The following is a 17,310-nucleotide window of genomic DNA, read 5'->3' as shown; positions in this document are numbered from 1 at the left end:
TTCCCCTCAGGTTTATTTTCTTTTGCTAACTTAGTTCTGGATAGCGCAACTAAGCATACACACAATGTTCTGAATAATACTTTAAATGAAAAATCATGCTGAAAATAATTGTTATAGTAGTAGTATTTTCAACAAGTCAGGTTTTTTCACAGATAGTAAACAATCCGTGTCCAAGAAATCAACCGGTTACCGCATATCATTCTAAGGAGAGCAAAATGTTCCTTTTCGGAGGTTATTGCAGTATTGAAAAAAAAAGATTAAACGATTTTTGGGTATTTGACGGAGAAACCTGGAAGGTTATACAAACAGACATAGCTCCTGAACCTAGAAGCGGACATTCAATGATTTACGATTCATTTAAGAATCGCCTTTTAGTATTCGGTGGCAAAAATGAAAATGGAGATATTCTGAACGATTTATGGTCATGGAATGGTAATAAGTGGAAAAAACTGAGCGAATCAGGTCCAATCCCCAGACAGTCACATAGAATGGTATTTAACAGCGATAATGGTGATCTCTTTCTTTTTGGTGGCTCAAATGCTCAAGGTTTATCCCTAAATGACACTTGGATTTTTAGTAATGAAATATGGATAGAATTAAAGTCAAAAGATGTACCACCTCCGCGATTACAACATACAATGGCTTATGATCAACAACGAAAAAAAGTAGTTCTTTTTGGAGGCTTTAGTAAAAATGGAAATGATAAATTTATTTATGGAGATACTTGGGAATGGCATATAGTAAAAGGCTGGGAAATAAGTAATAAGAATAATCAATTAGCTAGAGACCATCATGCTATGGCATATGATGTTACATCCAAAAGAGTAATCTTGTTTGGAGGATATAACCAACAGTATTTGGGTGACACTCTAAGTTGGAATGGTGAAAAGTGGATTTTGATCGCGAATGAAGGCCCATCCAAAAGAGCAGGAAAACCAGCATTGATGTACAGTGTAATAGATGAATCCTTGATTTTATTTGGAGGATGGGATAAAAGCAATAAACCATTAATGGATTTTTGGAAATTTAATCCTTATTCAAATCATTGGGATATTTATAATAAAAAATAAAAATCAAACTTAAGACGTGCATAATTTGAAAAATATTTAAACATTAAAACGTTGTCTGTATTTCAATATAAAACCTATTTATTAGGTAAAAAGTTACCCTTATTCTCTTTCTTAATATTACCTGGAGAAATGTATCTTATGAAAAGATAGTCTGTTATTTTTTGTTTTCAGAAAGCCAATTGAATAGGTCTCAATTTATAAATCAAAATTTCTAATACTGAAAATTAAAGTCATAAGAAACCTTTTTGTTACCTTCGTTTACTCATAAAACAGGTATGCGCTAAACGTGTATTATATATTTACAAATACTTATAATCGTTTGTAAATGGAAGGTGTGTATATATTCCTGTTGGCAACAATAAAATCTGAATGGCAGTCTGGATGCAAATAATAGGTTTTCGTGAATCTAATTCTTTAGAAAAGGAAAAAGAACGGATTTCCAATATCCTAAACTCTGAAAATCTAAATTGGAGTCTAAAAAAGAGGAATAACGTTGAGTTTTTTGAATTTACTTTTATTGATCAACAGTTTAAAATATACTTTGATAATCCAAATTTCATAGAGTTTTCAGGAACATCAGATATTTTTACAGCCTGGTTTAAATTCGTGGATAAAGAAAATGCGGAATTGACGAGTAAGGTAAAAAAAATATTCTCTCAAATAGCCAATAAATACGGAGTTCAAAAATTATACTATTTCTCGGAATGGTTCTTCTCTTTAGATGAGATCAGATTGGAAGAGGAAACTTTTGAACAGTTAATAGAGCGGATTGAAAAATATCCTGATCTCAAAAAAATGGAATTACTTGGACTGGAAGCGAACGAATATTATGCCGAAAAAATATAGAGTTGCTAACACTATATATGATGTCATAGCAACTAAGTGATCAATCAATTGGTTAGTGTATTTTTGGCAAGTCGCAATGCTTGCAGAAAGTTAAAGTTAGCAACCAATGCGCAAGAAAAATCGAAAAGTAGGGTAACATTTTGTTCTGCAACAAACCATACACGAACACGTTGTAACCAATAAAACCAAACCTAAATGAATATTGCTAGATGAGAATAATTGCCTTACTACTTATTTCATTACTGATATCTTGTAAAAACAACAAAATGGACGAGAAAGAAGATGTACAAAAAATTATCCCAATTACCACATCATCTGAAAAGGCGAAAGAACATTTTGAAAAAGCCAGATATTTAGTTCAAAATGGAATAAATGGAAATCCAATCGAACAATATGAAAAAGCTATTGAATTGGATAGCAGTTTTGTAAGAATGTATAATTTCATATCAATATATTCACCAGAGGATTCAATAAAAAGACTTAATCATCAACTTGCTAAGAAATATAAACATTTAGCTTCTAAAGAAGAACAAATGTTAATTGATGCAACAGAGTTTAGGCTTAACAACCCAGAAGATATTTATGAAAACAAATTATTCGAATTAGCAAAACTTTGTCCTTCCGATAAATATCTACATCACACTATTTCTTTTTTGCTTTTTAGAAAAAATCCTAGTCTCGCCATTAAAGCGGGAGAAAAATCTGTTGAGCTTGACGAAAATTATGGTTCCGGCTATAATATTCTTGGATATGCCTATATTAATAATAACGAATTAAATAAGGCAGAAGAAGCTTTTGAAAAATTTATTAATAATGAACCTGAAAACGGAAATGCATACGATTCAAAAGGAGACTTAATGCGACAACTTGGAAAGTATAAAGAAGCCTTGGAATTAAAACAAAAAGCTTTTGAATTGGATTCGTCATTTGACTGGATTCCTGAAGAGATAATTGAAATAAAAGCACAAATCGATTCAGTAGAAAATAAATAAATTACTGGTTACAACAACATATATGTGATCATAGCAGCAAAGTGATCAATCGAATGGTTCTTGTATTTTTGATAAGGCGTAATTGCTTGCAGAAAGTAAAAGATAACAACCAATACGCGAAAAGATCGAAAAGCAGGGTAACATTTTGCAATGCTACGACACATATATTAAACGACAAGCGGAAAATCGAACTCAAATTATAAAATGAAAATAAAAAAAGCCTTTTTAGAGGATATTAATAAATTAAAAAAGATATGCATTGATGCTTATTCTCTGAATTTTCATAATCATTGGAATGAAGGCGGATTAGAGTGGTATTTAGATAACGAATTTAGCGACAAAAGACTCACTTTAGATTTGACGGATAAAAATACTGAATACTATTTTATTGAACATCAAGAAAAACAAGTTGGATTTGTAAAAACCAAGATTAATACGTCTTCGGATTTCATTCCAAATTCAGTAGAATTAGAGAAAATTTATGTTCTGCCTGAATATAAAGGAATGGGAATAGGAAAATTGGCTTTAAAAGATATAATTCAAAAAACGAAAAATAGTGGAAAGGAAAGTGTTTTTTTATGTGTAATTGACACAAATAAAAACGCAATTGCATTTTATAAAAAACTTGGGTTTGAATTCCATAGTAAAACGACCTTAGACATTCCATATTTTAAAGAAGAATTAAAAGGAATGAATAGAATGATTAAAAATTTGAATTAAATAAAGCCAGTTGCCAACACCATATATAATTCATTGCTAGTGAAGGCTTACTTACCAAAATCCTTGCGGATTTTCTATTCGGTTTGTATTTACTAATTTAGTTGTTGAAACACCCAACGAAATCATACACAAACACGTTGTGGATAATTCGAAAAACATTTAAACATTAAAACGTTGTCTGTATTTCAATATAAAACCTATTTATTAGGTAAAGAGTTGTCCTTATTCTCTTTCTTAATATTACCTGGAGAAATGTATCTTATGAAAAGATAGTGTGTTATTTTTTGTTTTCAGAAAGCCAGTTGAATAGGGATCAATAGATAAATCAAAATTTCTAATGCTGAAAATTAAAGTCATAAGAAACCTTTTTGTTACCTTCGTTTACTCATAAAACAGGTATGCGCTAAACGTGTATTATATATTTACAAATACTTATAATCGTTTGTAAATGGAAGGTGTGTATATATCCCTGTTGGTGGTAATTTGAATCCAGCTCACAGAAACATAATCAAGACTACAAAGAAAGAAACATACAGAATGAACAAAACAATTCAATTTACAACTCTACTATTATTATTTTTAATAAGTTGCACGACATCAAACGACAAAACCAATTCGCAACAAAAAGAAAATGAGCAAATCATTCTTAGCGAGACACCAAATAATAAAACTGATTCTCTAAGAAAAAAAATCGAGCAAATCGTATCGGATAAAAATGCAGTAGTTGGAGTTTCAATAATCGGAAATAATGGGACAGATACTCTTTCTCTAAATGGAGATAAACGGTTTCCAATGCAAAGTGTTTTTAAGTTCCATATTGCATTGGCAGTATTATCTGAGGTTGATAAGGGAACGTTATCATTAGACCAAACCGTAAAAATAGATAAAGATGAACTTTTGCCAAAGGACTTTTGGAGTCCACTAAGAGATGAAAACCCAAATGGAGGCAATTTTACTATTGAAAAATTAATCCAATACAATGTATCTCATAGTGACAACACAGCTTGTGATATTTTAATTCGACTTATCGGAACACCTAAAACGATTGAAGAATACATAAAAGAGAGCGGTGTAGAAGATATACAGATTACTTTCAATGAAGAAGGGTTACAAACAAGATGGGAAAATATTTTCCAAAATTGGACAACCCCAAATGCTGCAAGTAAAACACTTCAACTATTCTTTGAGAATAAAAATAATTTACTTTCAGAAAGCAGTTATGACTTTTTTTGGAAAACTAATAAAGAGACAACAACTGGGAAAAACAGAATAAAAGGGCAATTACCAAAGGGAACAAGTGTAGCTAATAAAACAGGTTGGTCAGGCACCAACAAAGAAACAGGAATTACTGCTGCGGTAAACGATATTGGTGTAGTCTTTTTACCTAATGGGAATTACTTTTTAATTAGTGTATTTGTAACAGAATCACAAGAAGATTTTAAAATAAATGCAAAAATTATAGCGGATATTGCAAAAGCAACTTATGATTTCTATACCATACAAAAAAAATAAAAAACTACCACCAACACGGTGTATAAGTAATAGCGGTTTATGTTATAAAACGAAAGTGTAAACATATAACAATGGTCAGTACTAAACCGAAAGGTTTGTGAATAGAAATCCGCTACTACTCATACACGAACCGTTACCAAACATCATAAAAATTTAAACAATGACTAAGAATTATACTTTAGGACTGGAATAAACCATTTTATAATTTTGCTAAAACTTCCAATTTTTTAAAATCAATAACCTTATACATCGCACTCACAGGTACTTTATTATTTTCAATTAGCAAATATGCTCTGGTAGCTTTTGTAACTCTATCCAAATTCGCAATGTATGATTTATGTGTGCGTTGAAAACTTTTAGATAATATCTTAGGAATTCAAATTCACATAAATTCTATACATAAGCCCCATATAAATGACGAAATGATTTCATCATTTAATTGTTGTGTTTATCCCATTAATGAATTTTTACATTGAATATACTATACATTTATTCAACATTTGAGTAAAAAAATAAACATGAAAAACAGCAATTTTATATTTTTAGTACTTGTATTTACAATATTTTTAAATGCTTGTAATACTAAAAAACAAGAATCAAAAAACAATGATTCACCAACGATAGTAAGCCCCTATCTTGGGCAAAAGCCTCCAGGCTTAACTCCCGAAGTTTTTGCTCCGGGTATTGTTTCGACAGAGCATCATGAATGGGGTTTTAAATTCTCACCCGACATGAAAGAGCTCTACTTTAGTAGGAGAAACAACCAAAGTGGAAAAGATACGCACTTTGTTTTTAAATACGAGAATAATCGATGGCACGAGTCAGAAGCGGAACCTGGGGTGCGTGGGTCTTTCTCTCCCGATGGTAAAACTATGTTTTTTAAAAACCAATATAGGGAGCGAACCGATGAGGGATGGTCAGAGCCTAAAAGTCTTGGTTCTGCGTTTGAAGACTTCGACATCATGCGCCTTACCACTTCGTCCAAAGGCACTTATGTTTTTGATGAATATCCTAAAGAAGGAGATTTTGTTCTTCGATATTCTCGACTAATCAATGGTGTACGTGAAGCCCCGAAGCTACTTAGTAAAGAGATAAATACCGGAAAACAGAACGTCCATCCGTTCATTGCACCTGATGAGTCCTATATTTTGTGGGATAGTAAAAGAGATGATGGCTATGGTGGTAGTGATATCTACGTTAGTTTTCGACAGGAAGACGGCTCTTGGGGAACTGCCATTAACTTAGGTGATAAGGTAAACACAAGTGCTTCACAGCGTGGAGGATACGTAACGCCAGATGGAAAATATCTTTCCTTTTTCAGTCTTGATAGCTTAGGAAAGGGAGATATATTCTGGGTGGATGCGCAAATTATTGAGACGCTTAGATCCAAATAAGGCGGAATGTATAATGGACATTATGAAAATAGTAATGATTTACCATTTGAATGATGCTGTAGTGAGTAGATCTTTTTAGTGAACGAGCCAACGGGTGGGTTGGAATTATAAATTGCAAACACAAAGAAGAAAACATAAAAACGTAGAAATTGACTGAAACTTAAAATAATGAAAAAAACGTATTTTATTTTAATATTTGTATTAGCATTATTTTTAAATGGGTGCAATACTAAAAAACAGAACTTAAAAGGCAATGATTCACCAACTATAGTAAGCCCTTATTTTGGACAAAAGCCACCAAACTTAATTCCTGAAATTTTTGCACCTGGCATTATTTCAATTAATGGGAGACACGAAATGGGTGTTTCGTTTTCTCCTGATTTAGATGAAATGTATTTTGCAGTTCAGAAAAAAGCTGGCATACCCGCTGATATCTATTTTTCAAAACTCGAAGATAAAAAATGGACACCGTTTAAAAAAGCAAATTTTACCAAAGGTAAAAAGGCCGGAGAAATGAAACCAAATGTGAGTTATGACGGTAAAAAAATATATTTCACCGCGTATAACGCTGACTTTACAGACACTAGCATTTGGTATGTAAACCGTCTGAACAATGGTTGGAGTGATGCAATAAAACTTGATTCTCCTTTAAATGAGCATGAAGTGATGACTTCAACTTTCGCGAAGAACGGAGATCTTTATTATACCAATATGTCTAAAAAATTTAGAACCTACTATGCTCCGAATATAAATGGTAAATACCCTAAGTTTCAGGAAGCTGAAATTGAGTTTGGAGGTCACCCCTTTATTTCCCCGTCTCAAGATTATTTAATAGTAGATGCTCGAAATAGAGAAGACAAAAATCAAAAAGCGGATCTTTATGTTTATTTTAAAAAGAAAGACGGTGCATGGACAAAACCAATAAACCTCGGAATTACAGTAAACTCAACGTTTGATGAAAGAAGTGCGAATGTCACTCCAGATGGAAAATATTTAATTTTTAGCCGACGTTCCGAAGGAGGAGAAATGAATCTTTATTGGGTGAGCACAGAAGTTATCAGCAAGTTAAAAATGGCATATTTTAAGAAGGAACAATAAATTTAGCAAACATAATTTTAAGACTAATTGTACATACGTTTGGTAACACCGTGTATAATTAATTGCTAGTTCTACTCTACTTACGAAAATCCTCGCGGATTTTCTATTCAGTTTGTATTTACTAAATTAGTTGCTTAATCAACGCAAACAAATCATGCACGAACATGTTGTGCATAATTTGAAAAATATTTAAACATTAAAACGTTGTCTGTATTTCAATATAAAACCTATCTATTAGGTAAAAAGTCACTCTTGTTATCTTTCTTAATATTACTCCGAGAAATGTACCTTGTAAAAAGATAGTTTGTTATTTTTTATTTTCAGAAAGCCAGTTGAATAGGTCTCAATTTATAAATCAGAATTTCTAATACTGAAAATTAAAGTCATAAGAAACCTTTTTGTTACCTTCGTTTACTTATAAAACAGGTATGCGCTAAACGTGTATTATATATTTACAAATACTTATAATCGTTTGTAAATGGAAGGTGTGTATATATTCCTGTTAGGCACAATTAGAAAAATGAACAGATTAATAATATTAGCTTTTTTGATTTTAACAAGTTGTAGTTCAAATGGACAAAACAACTTTGAGGGAATTATAAAGTTCTCAACTGAAATCACAACAACTGAATTAGCGCCAGACGGATTTCAAAAACAGTTGAATGATAAATATGGAGACAGTTTATTAATGTACTATTCTGGAAATGGAGACTTTCGCAGAATTCATCTGAATAGTTCTGAATTTGGAGCTGATTCACAATATTATTTTACCAATAAAGCAAAACTCTATTTTACGAATAAAAACAGTTCTAAAGTTGACTCTTTGAACACGAAAGAAAACTCGCTGAAATTATTAAGCAAAGGGAAAATTGATAATCAAAAAATATTGGATTTAGACTGTGAGTGTTATGAATTCAAAGCTATTAGCAAATACAATCAAAATGTGACTTTGAATTATTGCTATAACTTAAATAGTCCAGAAATCAATCCCGAATTGTATTCTGACCATAATGATTTCTATTTGAATGAATATTATGAGCTTGCCAAAAGACCTTATCTGAAATTCTCAATCAAAACGGAGGAATTTAAAATAACTTACTTGGCGACTAAATTGATCGAAAAAGAAATCGGAAAAGAAATATTTGAACTAAAATAGCTGTGCCTAACAAGGTGTATAACTCATTGCGGCAGAATTCCTTAATCGGAATTCATTGCAGATTTGCTATCTTAGTAACTTATCAGAATGTTTCCTTCGGAAAATTCCGCAACAAGCCATACACAAACCGTTAGCGGTAATCTGACCAAACAATCGAAGATGGGAATATTTGATTTTTTCAAAAGAGACAAAAAAGAATCTGAAAATAACTACAGAGAAGTCCAAGTTTTGGAAAAACCTGATTTTACGGAAATCGACTTGAGAAAACTTGAGGATTATTACGATTGGACTTTAAAGTTTGGAAATAGAAAAATTAATCTAGATTTAAATTTTGAGACTGAATTGACAAATCAATCTGAATTAAATCAAATATGGGAATTCGTGAAAAGAATACCTGAATTTGATAATCAAAATCGGAAGTATATAAAAGCTGATTTTGAACAAGACATAAGTATGACATCGGACTATCTTAATTTCTATCTTGAAGAACTTGACGAAAGTGAATTAGCTGAAATAATTGACTTTAAAAATCGCAAAAAATCAAAGAATAGCCTTTTAATGGAACAACTGAATTTAACAAGAGTTGGGATTTATCCACAAGCTCCTTATTTCGCAACATTTGATTACACAATTGATATTCATGGAGAACCTTGCAATCAGCTTTTAGTTTTAAATGTAAATTATGATGGAACTTTAGATTATATAACCTGGGAAAGTTGAAAAGACTACAGCAAACAACACTGTATTATATTTAATGACTGCTAAAAGCCAACACTACAACCAAATCACTAAACATATACCTAACGTTGTAGATAATCAAACTAAAATGACTGAACAAGAAGTTAAAAATATAATACTTGAGATTTTTAAATCTGAAAGAAGTAATCCTTCTGCTGATTTTAATGAAAGTCATTTTATGGATTTCTTAACTCATCCAGCGCATAAAAAAAATACGATTAAGAATTCATTTAGAGGCGTACGAAAGTATTATAGGTTTATGGATAAATTGGAATTGAAATTTGGTATCTGTTTCTCTTATTCGGATTTGGACAAATATTATAGTATTGACAAACTAACAAAGAAAGTGTTGGAACGGATTAAAAAAGGAAAAGGTAATAAAATGATTCTTCAAAGAAGAAATGAGGAAAAGGAGAAATACATTTTCGAGATAATCCTTTTAATAATTCTTATTGGAGTGTTTTATTGGCAAGGAATCAGCTGGATTTCAATTCTTGCAGCTATTATATTTGGAGGAATTATATATTGGATCGTTAGTAGCAAACTTTACAGCAAAAAACATATAAAGGAAATGAACAAGCGGCTGAATATTAATTAACAAATAGCATACAACACAATATATGTGATTATAGCCGATCTGTGATTAATCGAATGGCTCTTGTATTTTTGGTAAGGGTTATGCTTGCTGAGAGGAAAAGTTAGTAGCCAATGCGTAAAAAGATCGAAAAGCAAGGTAACATTTTGCATTGCCACGACACATATATTAAACGTTGCACAACATCAAAGAAATGCTAGAAAGTTTATTTGTTGAAAATAAGAAAGCTCCAAAAGAGACGATTATCTACTATTCGAAGAGATATAAAGTATTTAACTTAATAGTTTCTATTTTGCTTCTTGGTTTTGGAATCTATGTTTTCTTTTACCATAATTATTATTTAGGAACTGGAATAGTTATTCTGTCAATTTATGGAATAAGAAACTATCATAAATCTCCGAAAAATGATGTTCCTCAACTTATTCTTTCAGAAGAGGGTATTATTTTTAATGGTAAACGAATAAGAAAATGGTCAGAAATAAAAAATGAGGATATCATTGTTAAACCTTCATATTCTGGAGGACAAGGTGAATACTATCTAAGTTATGATCACAAAAATGGGAATGAAGAAATATTCATAAATGAACTGAACATAAGTACGCAAAAACTAAATTATCTCCTGAAAATATATAGAAACAGGAGTGAGAAAAAATAAAAACGTTATACAACAACACATATATTAAACGTTGTAGATAGTTAAAAAATGATACGAATACTCTTTGACGAAATTGGAAGCTCAAACAACGACATCTTTTTGAAAGTGGATGCAATGCCTTCATTCTTGCAAGTTGCAGACACCTATTATCTTGGAGATTTTTTAATTAAGGAATTCGAAACGAAAAAAGAACTTGTACTTGGATATTTGGACTATTTCAAAGAGAAAATTCAAGGATTGAATGACAAACAGGCTTTCATTGCTTTTGACCTTTCTGACCAATATGTTGGTGGCTTATTTATAAGTAAAGTAAAAAAAGGACTAATTAAAGTTGAGTACGGTTGGACTAAGGAAATTGCTGGTTGGGAAGTAGGTCAAGAATCAATATCCAACCAAGTAAAGGAAAATAGAAAAGATTTTAAAATCAACCGGGCTTGGCTATTATCAAAAGACGCTGTGATTGAAGGCCTAAATTGGAGTATTGAAAAAATTAAAAAACTACCTGCAACAAAACCTAAACTGCATTAAAACTTCTCATAACCAAATCTTTATGCAATATTAAAAACTGTAACAATTGATAAGAAATGTAATCTTTATATCAAATTAAAAGTTTGATAATGAGAAAATTAATATACTCAAGTGCCATTCTTATCGTATTAACTTCTTGCAAGCACAAAACGGTAGAAACCATCGAGGAAATAGTGCAAGCAGAAGTAGAACAACCTAGTGAACTATTCAAAACCATAGCGATGATGGATAGCCTAATGTTTTCTACAGCACAAAAAGACTGTGACCTGGAAACATATGCGTCTTTTTTGGCAGAAGATTTTGAATACTTCCATGATAAAGCCGGATTTACCGAATCAAAAGAAAAAGAAATGGCAGATATGGCCATTTTTTGTGGAGAAAGACAACGCGCCAGGCAACCTTTGCGAAGACAGTTGACCAAAGGTACCCTTAAAGTTTTTCCGATGGATAATTATGGAGCACTCGAATTCTGCGACCATATTTTCTATTTACAAATTAATGATGGAACCGAAAAGGTAGTGGGATCTGGAAAAATGACTGCATTATGGAAAAAAGAAAACAATACCTGGAAATTAACGCGAATCATTAGCTATGATCATCAGCCTTTGGCCGAAGTCGAATTAACAGGTAAAACCTTGAATCAATATGTGGGTGATTATAGTCTTCCTGACAGAATAGTGAATATCAAAAGAGAAGGAAAGCTACTCAGAGCTACAGATGTTAATGATGGAAAACCAGGTTGGACAACACAATTATTCCCTGAATCAGAGAATAGATTCTACTTCAACTATGAAAATGTGGTTTATGAATTTATAAAATCGGGGACCAAAATTGAAACTTTGAATATCTACGAAAACGGTAAACTTATCGAAGAAGCAAAAAGAAAATAATAAAGTGTTTGGTGTCAAAGGATATATGTTCGGATTATAAGTCTTCACCCATTTGTATAGATCGTTATCCACAATTTCAAAAACTACAATTTCAACGAAATAGATAACACTAAAAATCTATGAATTAAGTTTCTTTAAAATTTAATGTTAAAAATATTTTACATTAAGTAATGTATTTTTAACTTTGAGTAAAAATTACTCAACTTAAAATGAAGAATTATGACAGCTCAGGAAAAAAGACCATTAGTGTTTTTGACAATAGATCTTATAACCTTTTCAACATATTTTATAATTCTTTTGAATGTTTATAAAGGGTATAGTAACACTGTAAAAGAATTACCTTTTTGGGGTACATCCATACTAATTTTTATCCCTATAATGATTTTATCGAGAATTATTTTTTACTTGCTTTATAGTATTTTCAATACTGTGTTGACTAAAAAGAAAGAGGAAAAATTCCTTATAGATGAGCTAGGAGAAATTATAAAATTAAAAGCATCCCGCAACTTTAACACCACATTTATGCTTGGTTTTGTTGTTACAATGATATTGCTTTCAATTGGTGCATCGATTCCTTCAATGTTCAAAATGTTTTACTTCTCAATACTTTCTTCATTTATAGCGCAAAATATATCAGAGTACTATTATTCAAAAAAAGGGATCTGATATGAAAAAGTGTAGAATAGATACCACGATTAGGACATTGCGATTTCTTAATAATGAAATGACCCAACAAGAATTAGCAGATAAAGTAAATGTGACACGACAAACAATTGCTGCTATTGAAAAAGGGAAGTATTCACCTTCACTTGAGTTAGCATTTAAAATCGCGTTAGTTTTTGATAAACCTTTAGAAGAAGTATTTACATATAAAAAACAGGAAGAATGAAAAGCGTAGAAATAAACAAGCCACAAAAGAATGCACTTTATGCTGGATTATTCTATTTAGCTCTTGCCATAACAGGTTTTTATGCTCTTATGTACGTCTTTCCTCAAATAAAAATAGAAGGAGATATTGCAACCACCTTTTTTAATATTAGCAACAATCCGTTTTTGTTTAGAATAGGGATAGTAAGTATTCTTATTATGAATGTTACAAGCATTTTACTCGTAATCTGTCTATATAGATTATTATCGGGTATCAACAAAACCATGACTTTATCTATGCTAATCTTAATGCTATTTGGAGCTGTTGTATCTACAGTAAATGAGGTTAATCATTTTGCTATGATCATAATTAATAATTTAGAAGGTTTTACCTTAATAGAAAAACAAAACCTGACGCATCTATTTACAGAAATACAAAAACATGGAAGCTATATTGCTGTAATATTCTGGGGGCTTTGGCTATTTCCTTTAGGTGTTTTAATCTTTAAATTGGGCACTCCTTTTTCAAAATTTATTGGAATTATGCTAATTATTGCAGGTGTTGGCTATGTTTTAGATTCTATATTTCTATTTGTTTATCCTGATTTGAAGATTCCAACGCTTTCGGACTATACTTCGTGCGGTGAAATTTTATTGATGTTATGGCTCTTAATCAGAAGTAAAAGGATCGCAGAACTAGCTAAAAAACAATTTAAACATGAATTAAGAAATGCCTAAAATATAAAACTTTGACTCTGCGTTAATCCAAAATATGATACATTTAAATAGATAAAAGCGTCAATTCGAGTAATTTTTTATAGTGAAACGGAGAAAAATTGTATCGAGAATAGCTTTTTTCGAGAGAAAACCACTATTCTCGATAGAATCCTCCTATGTCGGATCACTCGAATTGACGTGATTTTCTTATATCAAATTCTGGTTACTATGAAAAGAACAATAGAAATAGAATTAAAACAAACTGATCAAAACGATTTAGAAACCCTTTTCTCATTTTAACTCAATATGAACCTATAGAGATTCATGTTTACCTGAACCTCTAAATATATACCCAATGTTGACGGTAAGATAAATATGTAACCGTTACTATGTTCCTTCTGTCTAACAGAAAAGTTGTAGTATGAAATCACAAAAAATCAATCTTATATATATTGTATTCCTTTTTATAGCGGTTCTATTGAGTTGTTTTTTTCATGAATTTGCGCATTGGATCACGGGTGAATTACTAGGAAATAAAATGTCAATGTCACTTAATGGAGCATCACCAATTTCTGGAAAATATATAAATGATTGGAATGCAAACATAATAACTATTTCTGCACCGATATTTACAGTTCTTCAAGCAGTCATATTTTATTTTATTGCAGACAAAACTAAAAATATTAATAGCTATCCATTTTTGTTTTTTCCGTTCGTGTATAGATTTTTTGCAGGTTTAGCAAATATGTTTGGCCCTAATGATGAAGGAAGATTTGGTTTGTCATTTGGACTAGGGTTGTATACTATTTCAATACTTTTTAGCAGTTTTCTTTTATTTTTAATCTTAAGGTTTTCTATAAGAAATAAAATAAGTCTAAAATTTAACTTGATAACGTTTTTTCTTTGCTCAATCTCGTTATTGTTAATAGTTTTTATGGATCAGTATTTTAAAATAAAAATAATCGGATAAGTAATAAAAACCTGATATCGCTATAGAAGGTTTAAGTTTTGAAGATTAATACTTTTAAATGACTCTTATACTTTACAAACTCGATAAAACCGAATTCATTATGTTCAGATTGTAATCATTTATTTTTTGGTGCGATGGCATCCATCCAAGCATAAAGCGCATAAAGTCAGTACAGGCAATAGGATACATCTTTCTCCATTCCTGTTCCAACTCTTTAAAATCAACCTTTAGTTTAAGAGAGTTAAGTGAGCTTTCTAATTGCGAAAAATAAAAATCCAATAATTCATCTTGATATAATTCGCATTCAGAACCAGAAAGACAACTTCCTAAAAAGTAAGCAACATCTTTGATTCCGCATCCACCGCCAACATATTGAAAATCTACAGCAGCTACACTTTCCCCATTTTCGGAGAAGCAAAAATTAGCAAGTTTTGCATCTCCGTGAACAATAGTTTGATATTTACATTGGTTTAATAAATCATCGATTAAGTGTGCTTTTGACTTTAGTTCTTGATGCTCAATATTTTTGAATTCATCTGGTCGGGTTTTCAAATGCCAATACGTACCAATTTCCCACAAACCGTTGGGGTTATGATTTAAGAATGTGGCGTGAAAATTTGCCAACCATTTTAAGCACACTTTTACCTCCTTAAATTGAAGTTGTTTTTTTCTTAACGGAAAGTTGAGGTTCAAATCTTCTAAAACAATCCATTGATCGTTCCCTTCAGAAAAAGAACCGATTAACTTTGGGATCTTACAATTATCGTTACAAAGTTGACTCCATTTTTCATACCAGTTTGTTTCAACTTTGTAAGATTTCACCTTTCTGTTATGAGAATACTCTGTGTTCCATCCTCTTGGATGCTCGTTAGATTGATTTAAGGATATAAACTTTACTACTACTGTATTAAGCGAGGAATTGTCTAATTGATAACGAGAAATCCTACCGTAATCACTCCATAAAGGTTGAATGGTTTCACTTTCTTTACACTCAGTAGATTTGGTAACTTTTAAAAGATAGTCTATAAAATTTGGATTCATAAATAATCAATCTAATTACAGTAGATGTTGGGCAAAAATAACACTAATTCAATAATTTATTATTCATTATGAAGATACAAATGAGAGCAATTAAATGTCAGATTAAAAGATGGTTTTCTATTTGTAATGGCGTTAAATTTTTATAAGTTTAATAAGAAATAAAAATAAGCAAGTTGGGGATACTTGCGTTGTTCTGATTTATGTATTAAACGATAGCGATTATTATGAAAAATTGGAAAAAAATTAGCTTTTTGACAGCTGTTGTATTAGTTGTACTTGTTACAGGAATATTGTACATATTCAATATTTCTATTTCAATACCTTCGTCTGATATTGAGTTTTCGCCAGGAGATGTTAGTAACAAGATTAATTCTGAATATCCTGGTAAAAAACCAAAAAACATCATAATTTTTATAGCTGATGGAATGGGTTTTAATCATTTATCTCTGGCCTTACAAACGCAGCAGTCAGAAAATTTATCTCCTGTTTGGCAGGAGTTTGATGTTAAAGGATGGCACGATGCAAGATCTGCTTACGGGTCACTAACAGATTCAGAGGCGTCGGCTACAGCTATAGCTACTGGAACATCAACAAATTTTGGTTATATAGGTATCGATAAGGACCAGAAACCCATAAAAAATATCTTTGAATTGGCTTCTTCTCAGGGTTATACTACTGGAATTGTAACTGATTCTTACGTTTGGGATGGTACTCCTGCAGCTTTTGTGGCACATATCAGAAATGAAGATGATGCCAGAGGTATATTGAAGCAGATCGCAACAAGTGAACTCGACCTTTTATTTGGTGAATTTGAGGATGTAGGTGAAGATGATGTTCCTGAAGTAGGTGAAACTTTGGAAATTTTGGAAAAACGATTTCATTTTCTGGAACGATCTTTAGAACTTCCAGGTGGTGCAAAACAAACAAGCCCTATCGCCATTCTTTTTGAGGAAGACGAAATCCAGGATATGAACTCATCTCCTAATCTCTTGCAATTGACCGAAACAGCTTTAACATACGTTTCTTCTCAGGATAAACCTTTTGTATTATTGGTAGAAAGTGAAGAAATGGACGCAGCTTCTCACGAGAATGATTCTAAAAGAGTTTTAAGAGGTTTAAAATCAATTCAGGAAACGCTTTCTGCTGTTCTGAATTTTTCTAAAACCAATGGAGAAACCTTAGTGATATTTACTGCTGATCATGAAACAGGTGGATTGGCAGTTGTTTCTGATTTTGACAAGTATCCAAAAATACAAATGAAATGGTCTACCAAAGATCATTCGTCTGCCGTAGTACCTCTTTTTGCTAAAGGTCCTGGCGCAGAATATTTTACAAATGTACATCGCAATAGAGACGTTGGGTATTGTCTTAAAAAACTGATCTCACAAAGTGCCTCTGTAGATGTAAGTACATTGGATAACTAAATGATTATACTTGAAAAATAAATAGTCACTTAGATAAATATGTAAGCCATATATAAAAACGAATTGCTAGTATACAAGAATTTTCATTATCAATTAC

Annotated in this window: 20 protein-coding genes; 18 read left to right on the top strand and 2 right to left on the bottom strand. The window is 31.4% G+C overall.

Translation table 11 applies throughout. The annotated features are described in order from the left end of the window. Positions 1–95: 95 nt before the first annotated feature. The 5 genes from U0D62_RS16790 to bla all read left to right on the top strand — a co-directional run bounded on the left by U0D62_RS16790 (position 96) and on the right by bla (position 5,140). The gene (locus tag U0D62_RS16790; RefSeq protein WP_322288482.1) at positions 96–1,070 is read left to right on the top strand and encodes a Kelch repeat-containing protein; all 975 of its coding nucleotides are present in this window, start codon (positions 96–98) and stop codon (positions 1,068–1,070) included. A gap of 369 nt (positions 1,071–1,439) precedes the next feature. Further along, entirely contained in the window at positions 1,440–1,916 is a 477-nt protein-coding gene (locus U0D62_RS16785) for a hypothetical protein (protein ID WP_322288481.1), read from the top strand. A gap of 266 nt (positions 1,917–2,182) precedes the next feature. Continuing rightward, positions 2,183–2,908 carry a tetratricopeptide repeat protein gene (locus U0D62_RS16780; RefSeq protein WP_322288480.1) on the top strand — a complete coding sequence of 242 codons (726 nt, stop codon included), beginning with the start codon at positions 2,183–2,185 and terminating at the stop codon, positions 2,906–2,908. 204 nt (positions 2,909–3,112) lie between these two features. Continuing rightward, entirely contained in the window at positions 3,113–3,628 is a 516-nt protein-coding gene (locus U0D62_RS16775; protein WP_322288479.1) for a GNAT family N-acetyltransferase, read from the top strand. A 537-nt stretch (positions 3,629–4,165) separates the two neighbouring features. After that, positions 4,166–5,140: a class A beta-lactamase, subclass A2 gene (bla, locus tag U0D62_RS16770; protein WP_322288478.1), complete on the top strand. Its 975-nt coding sequence runs from the start codon at positions 4,166–4,168 to the stop codon at positions 5,138–5,140. Positions 5,141–5,339: 199 nt separating this feature from the next. Here bla and U0D62_RS16765 read toward each other — a convergent pair whose 3' ends face one another. Then, the gene (locus U0D62_RS16765) at positions 5,340–5,507 is read right to left on the bottom strand and encodes a LytTR family transcriptional regulator DNA-binding domain-containing protein (protein WP_322289100.1); all 168 of its coding nucleotides are present in this window, start codon (positions 5,505–5,507) and stop codon (positions 5,340–5,342) included. A gap of 151 nt (positions 5,508–5,658) precedes the next feature. Here U0D62_RS16765 and U0D62_RS16760 point away from each other — a divergent pair, with 151 nt between their 5' ends. From U0D62_RS16760 to U0D62_RS16705, 12 genes are all read left to right on the top strand, one after another. Further along, entirely contained in the window at positions 5,659–6,534 is an 876-nt protein-coding gene (locus U0D62_RS16760; RefSeq protein ID WP_322288477.1) for a TolB family protein, read from the top strand. Between the two features lie 168 nt (positions 6,535–6,702). Continuing rightward, positions 6,703–7,632, top strand: coding sequence for a TolB-like translocation protein (locus U0D62_RS16755; RefSeq protein WP_322288476.1), 930 nt, complete (start codon positions 6,703–6,705; stop codon positions 7,630–7,632). A 520-nt stretch (positions 7,633–8,152) separates the two neighbouring features. Further along, complete coding sequence (locus tag U0D62_RS16750; protein ID WP_322288475.1) at positions 8,153–8,788, top strand: hypothetical protein; 636 nt, start codon at positions 8,153–8,155, stop codon at positions 8,786–8,788. A 159-nt stretch (positions 8,789–8,947) separates the two neighbouring features. Next, positions 8,948–9,508 (top strand): DUF2004 domain-containing protein, encoded by a 561-nt coding sequence (locus U0D62_RS16745; RefSeq protein WP_322288474.1) that lies wholly within the window; start codon positions 8,948–8,950, stop codon positions 9,506–9,508. Positions 9,509–9,614: 106 nt separating this feature from the next. Continuing rightward, on the top strand, positions 9,615–10,124 hold the full coding sequence (locus U0D62_RS16740; RefSeq protein WP_322288473.1) for a hypothetical protein: 510 nt from the start codon (positions 9,615–9,617) through the stop codon (positions 10,122–10,124). Positions 10,125–10,314: 190 nt separating this feature from the next. Then, a complete protein-coding gene (locus tag U0D62_RS16735) occupies positions 10,315–10,776 on the top strand; it encodes a hypothetical protein (RefSeq protein ID WP_322288472.1) in 462 nt (153 codons plus the stop codon). Positions 10,777–10,824: 48 nt separating this feature from the next. Next, positions 10,825–11,304, top strand: a complete 480-nt coding sequence (locus tag U0D62_RS16730) for a hypothetical protein (RefSeq protein WP_322288471.1) — start codon at positions 10,825–10,827, stop codon at positions 11,302–11,304. 89 nt (positions 11,305–11,393) lie between these two features. Next, positions 11,394–12,194: a nuclear transport factor 2 family protein gene (locus U0D62_RS16725; protein ID WP_322288470.1), complete on the top strand. Its 801-nt coding sequence runs from the start codon at positions 11,394–11,396 to the stop codon at positions 12,192–12,194. Positions 12,195–12,413: 219 nt separating this feature from the next. Then, positions 12,414–12,860: a hypothetical protein gene (locus tag U0D62_RS16720; protein ID WP_322288469.1), complete on the top strand. Its 447-nt coding sequence runs from the start codon at positions 12,414–12,416 to the stop codon at positions 12,858–12,860. A gap of 1 nt (position 12,861) precedes the next feature. Beyond that, the gene (locus U0D62_RS16715) at positions 12,862–13,083 is read left to right on the top strand and encodes a helix-turn-helix transcriptional regulator (RefSeq protein WP_416135546.1); all 222 of its coding nucleotides are present in this window, start codon (positions 12,862–12,864) and stop codon (positions 13,081–13,083) included. Further along, a complete protein-coding gene (locus tag U0D62_RS16710) occupies positions 13,080–13,799 on the top strand; it encodes a DUF4386 domain-containing protein (protein ID WP_322288468.1) in 720 nt (239 codons plus the stop codon). Before U0D62_RS16715 ends, U0D62_RS16710 begins: the two co-directional genes overlap by 4 nt. 400 nt (positions 13,800–14,199) lie before the next feature. Next, the gene (locus tag U0D62_RS16705) at positions 14,200–14,748 is read left to right on the top strand and encodes a hypothetical protein (protein WP_322288467.1); all 549 of its coding nucleotides are present in this window, start codon (positions 14,200–14,202) and stop codon (positions 14,746–14,748) included. 72 nt (positions 14,749–14,820) lie between these two features. On the opposite strand, the gene U0D62_RS16700 is transcribed toward U0D62_RS16705, so the two are convergent. Then, on the bottom strand, positions 14,821–15,789 hold the full coding sequence (locus tag U0D62_RS16700) for an oxidoreductase family protein (RefSeq protein WP_322288466.1): 969 nt from the start codon (positions 15,787–15,789) through the stop codon (positions 14,821–14,823). A gap of 224 nt (positions 15,790–16,013) precedes the next feature. On the opposite strand from U0D62_RS16700, the gene U0D62_RS16695 reads away from it, so the two are divergent. Further along, positions 16,014–17,213 (top strand): alkaline phosphatase, encoded by a 1,200-nt coding sequence (locus tag U0D62_RS16695; protein WP_322288465.1) that lies wholly within the window; start codon positions 16,014–16,016, stop codon positions 17,211–17,213. Positions 17,214–17,310: the final 97 nt, after the last annotated feature.

Origin of the sequence: Aquimarina callyspongiae (assembly GCF_034322225.1) — a bacterium.
GTDB lineage: Bacteria > Bacteroidota > Bacteroidia > Flavobacteriales > Flavobacteriaceae > Aquimarina.
Note: the sequence above shows the minus strand (reverse complement) of the source record. Positions and strands in the feature narration are given on the sequence as shown.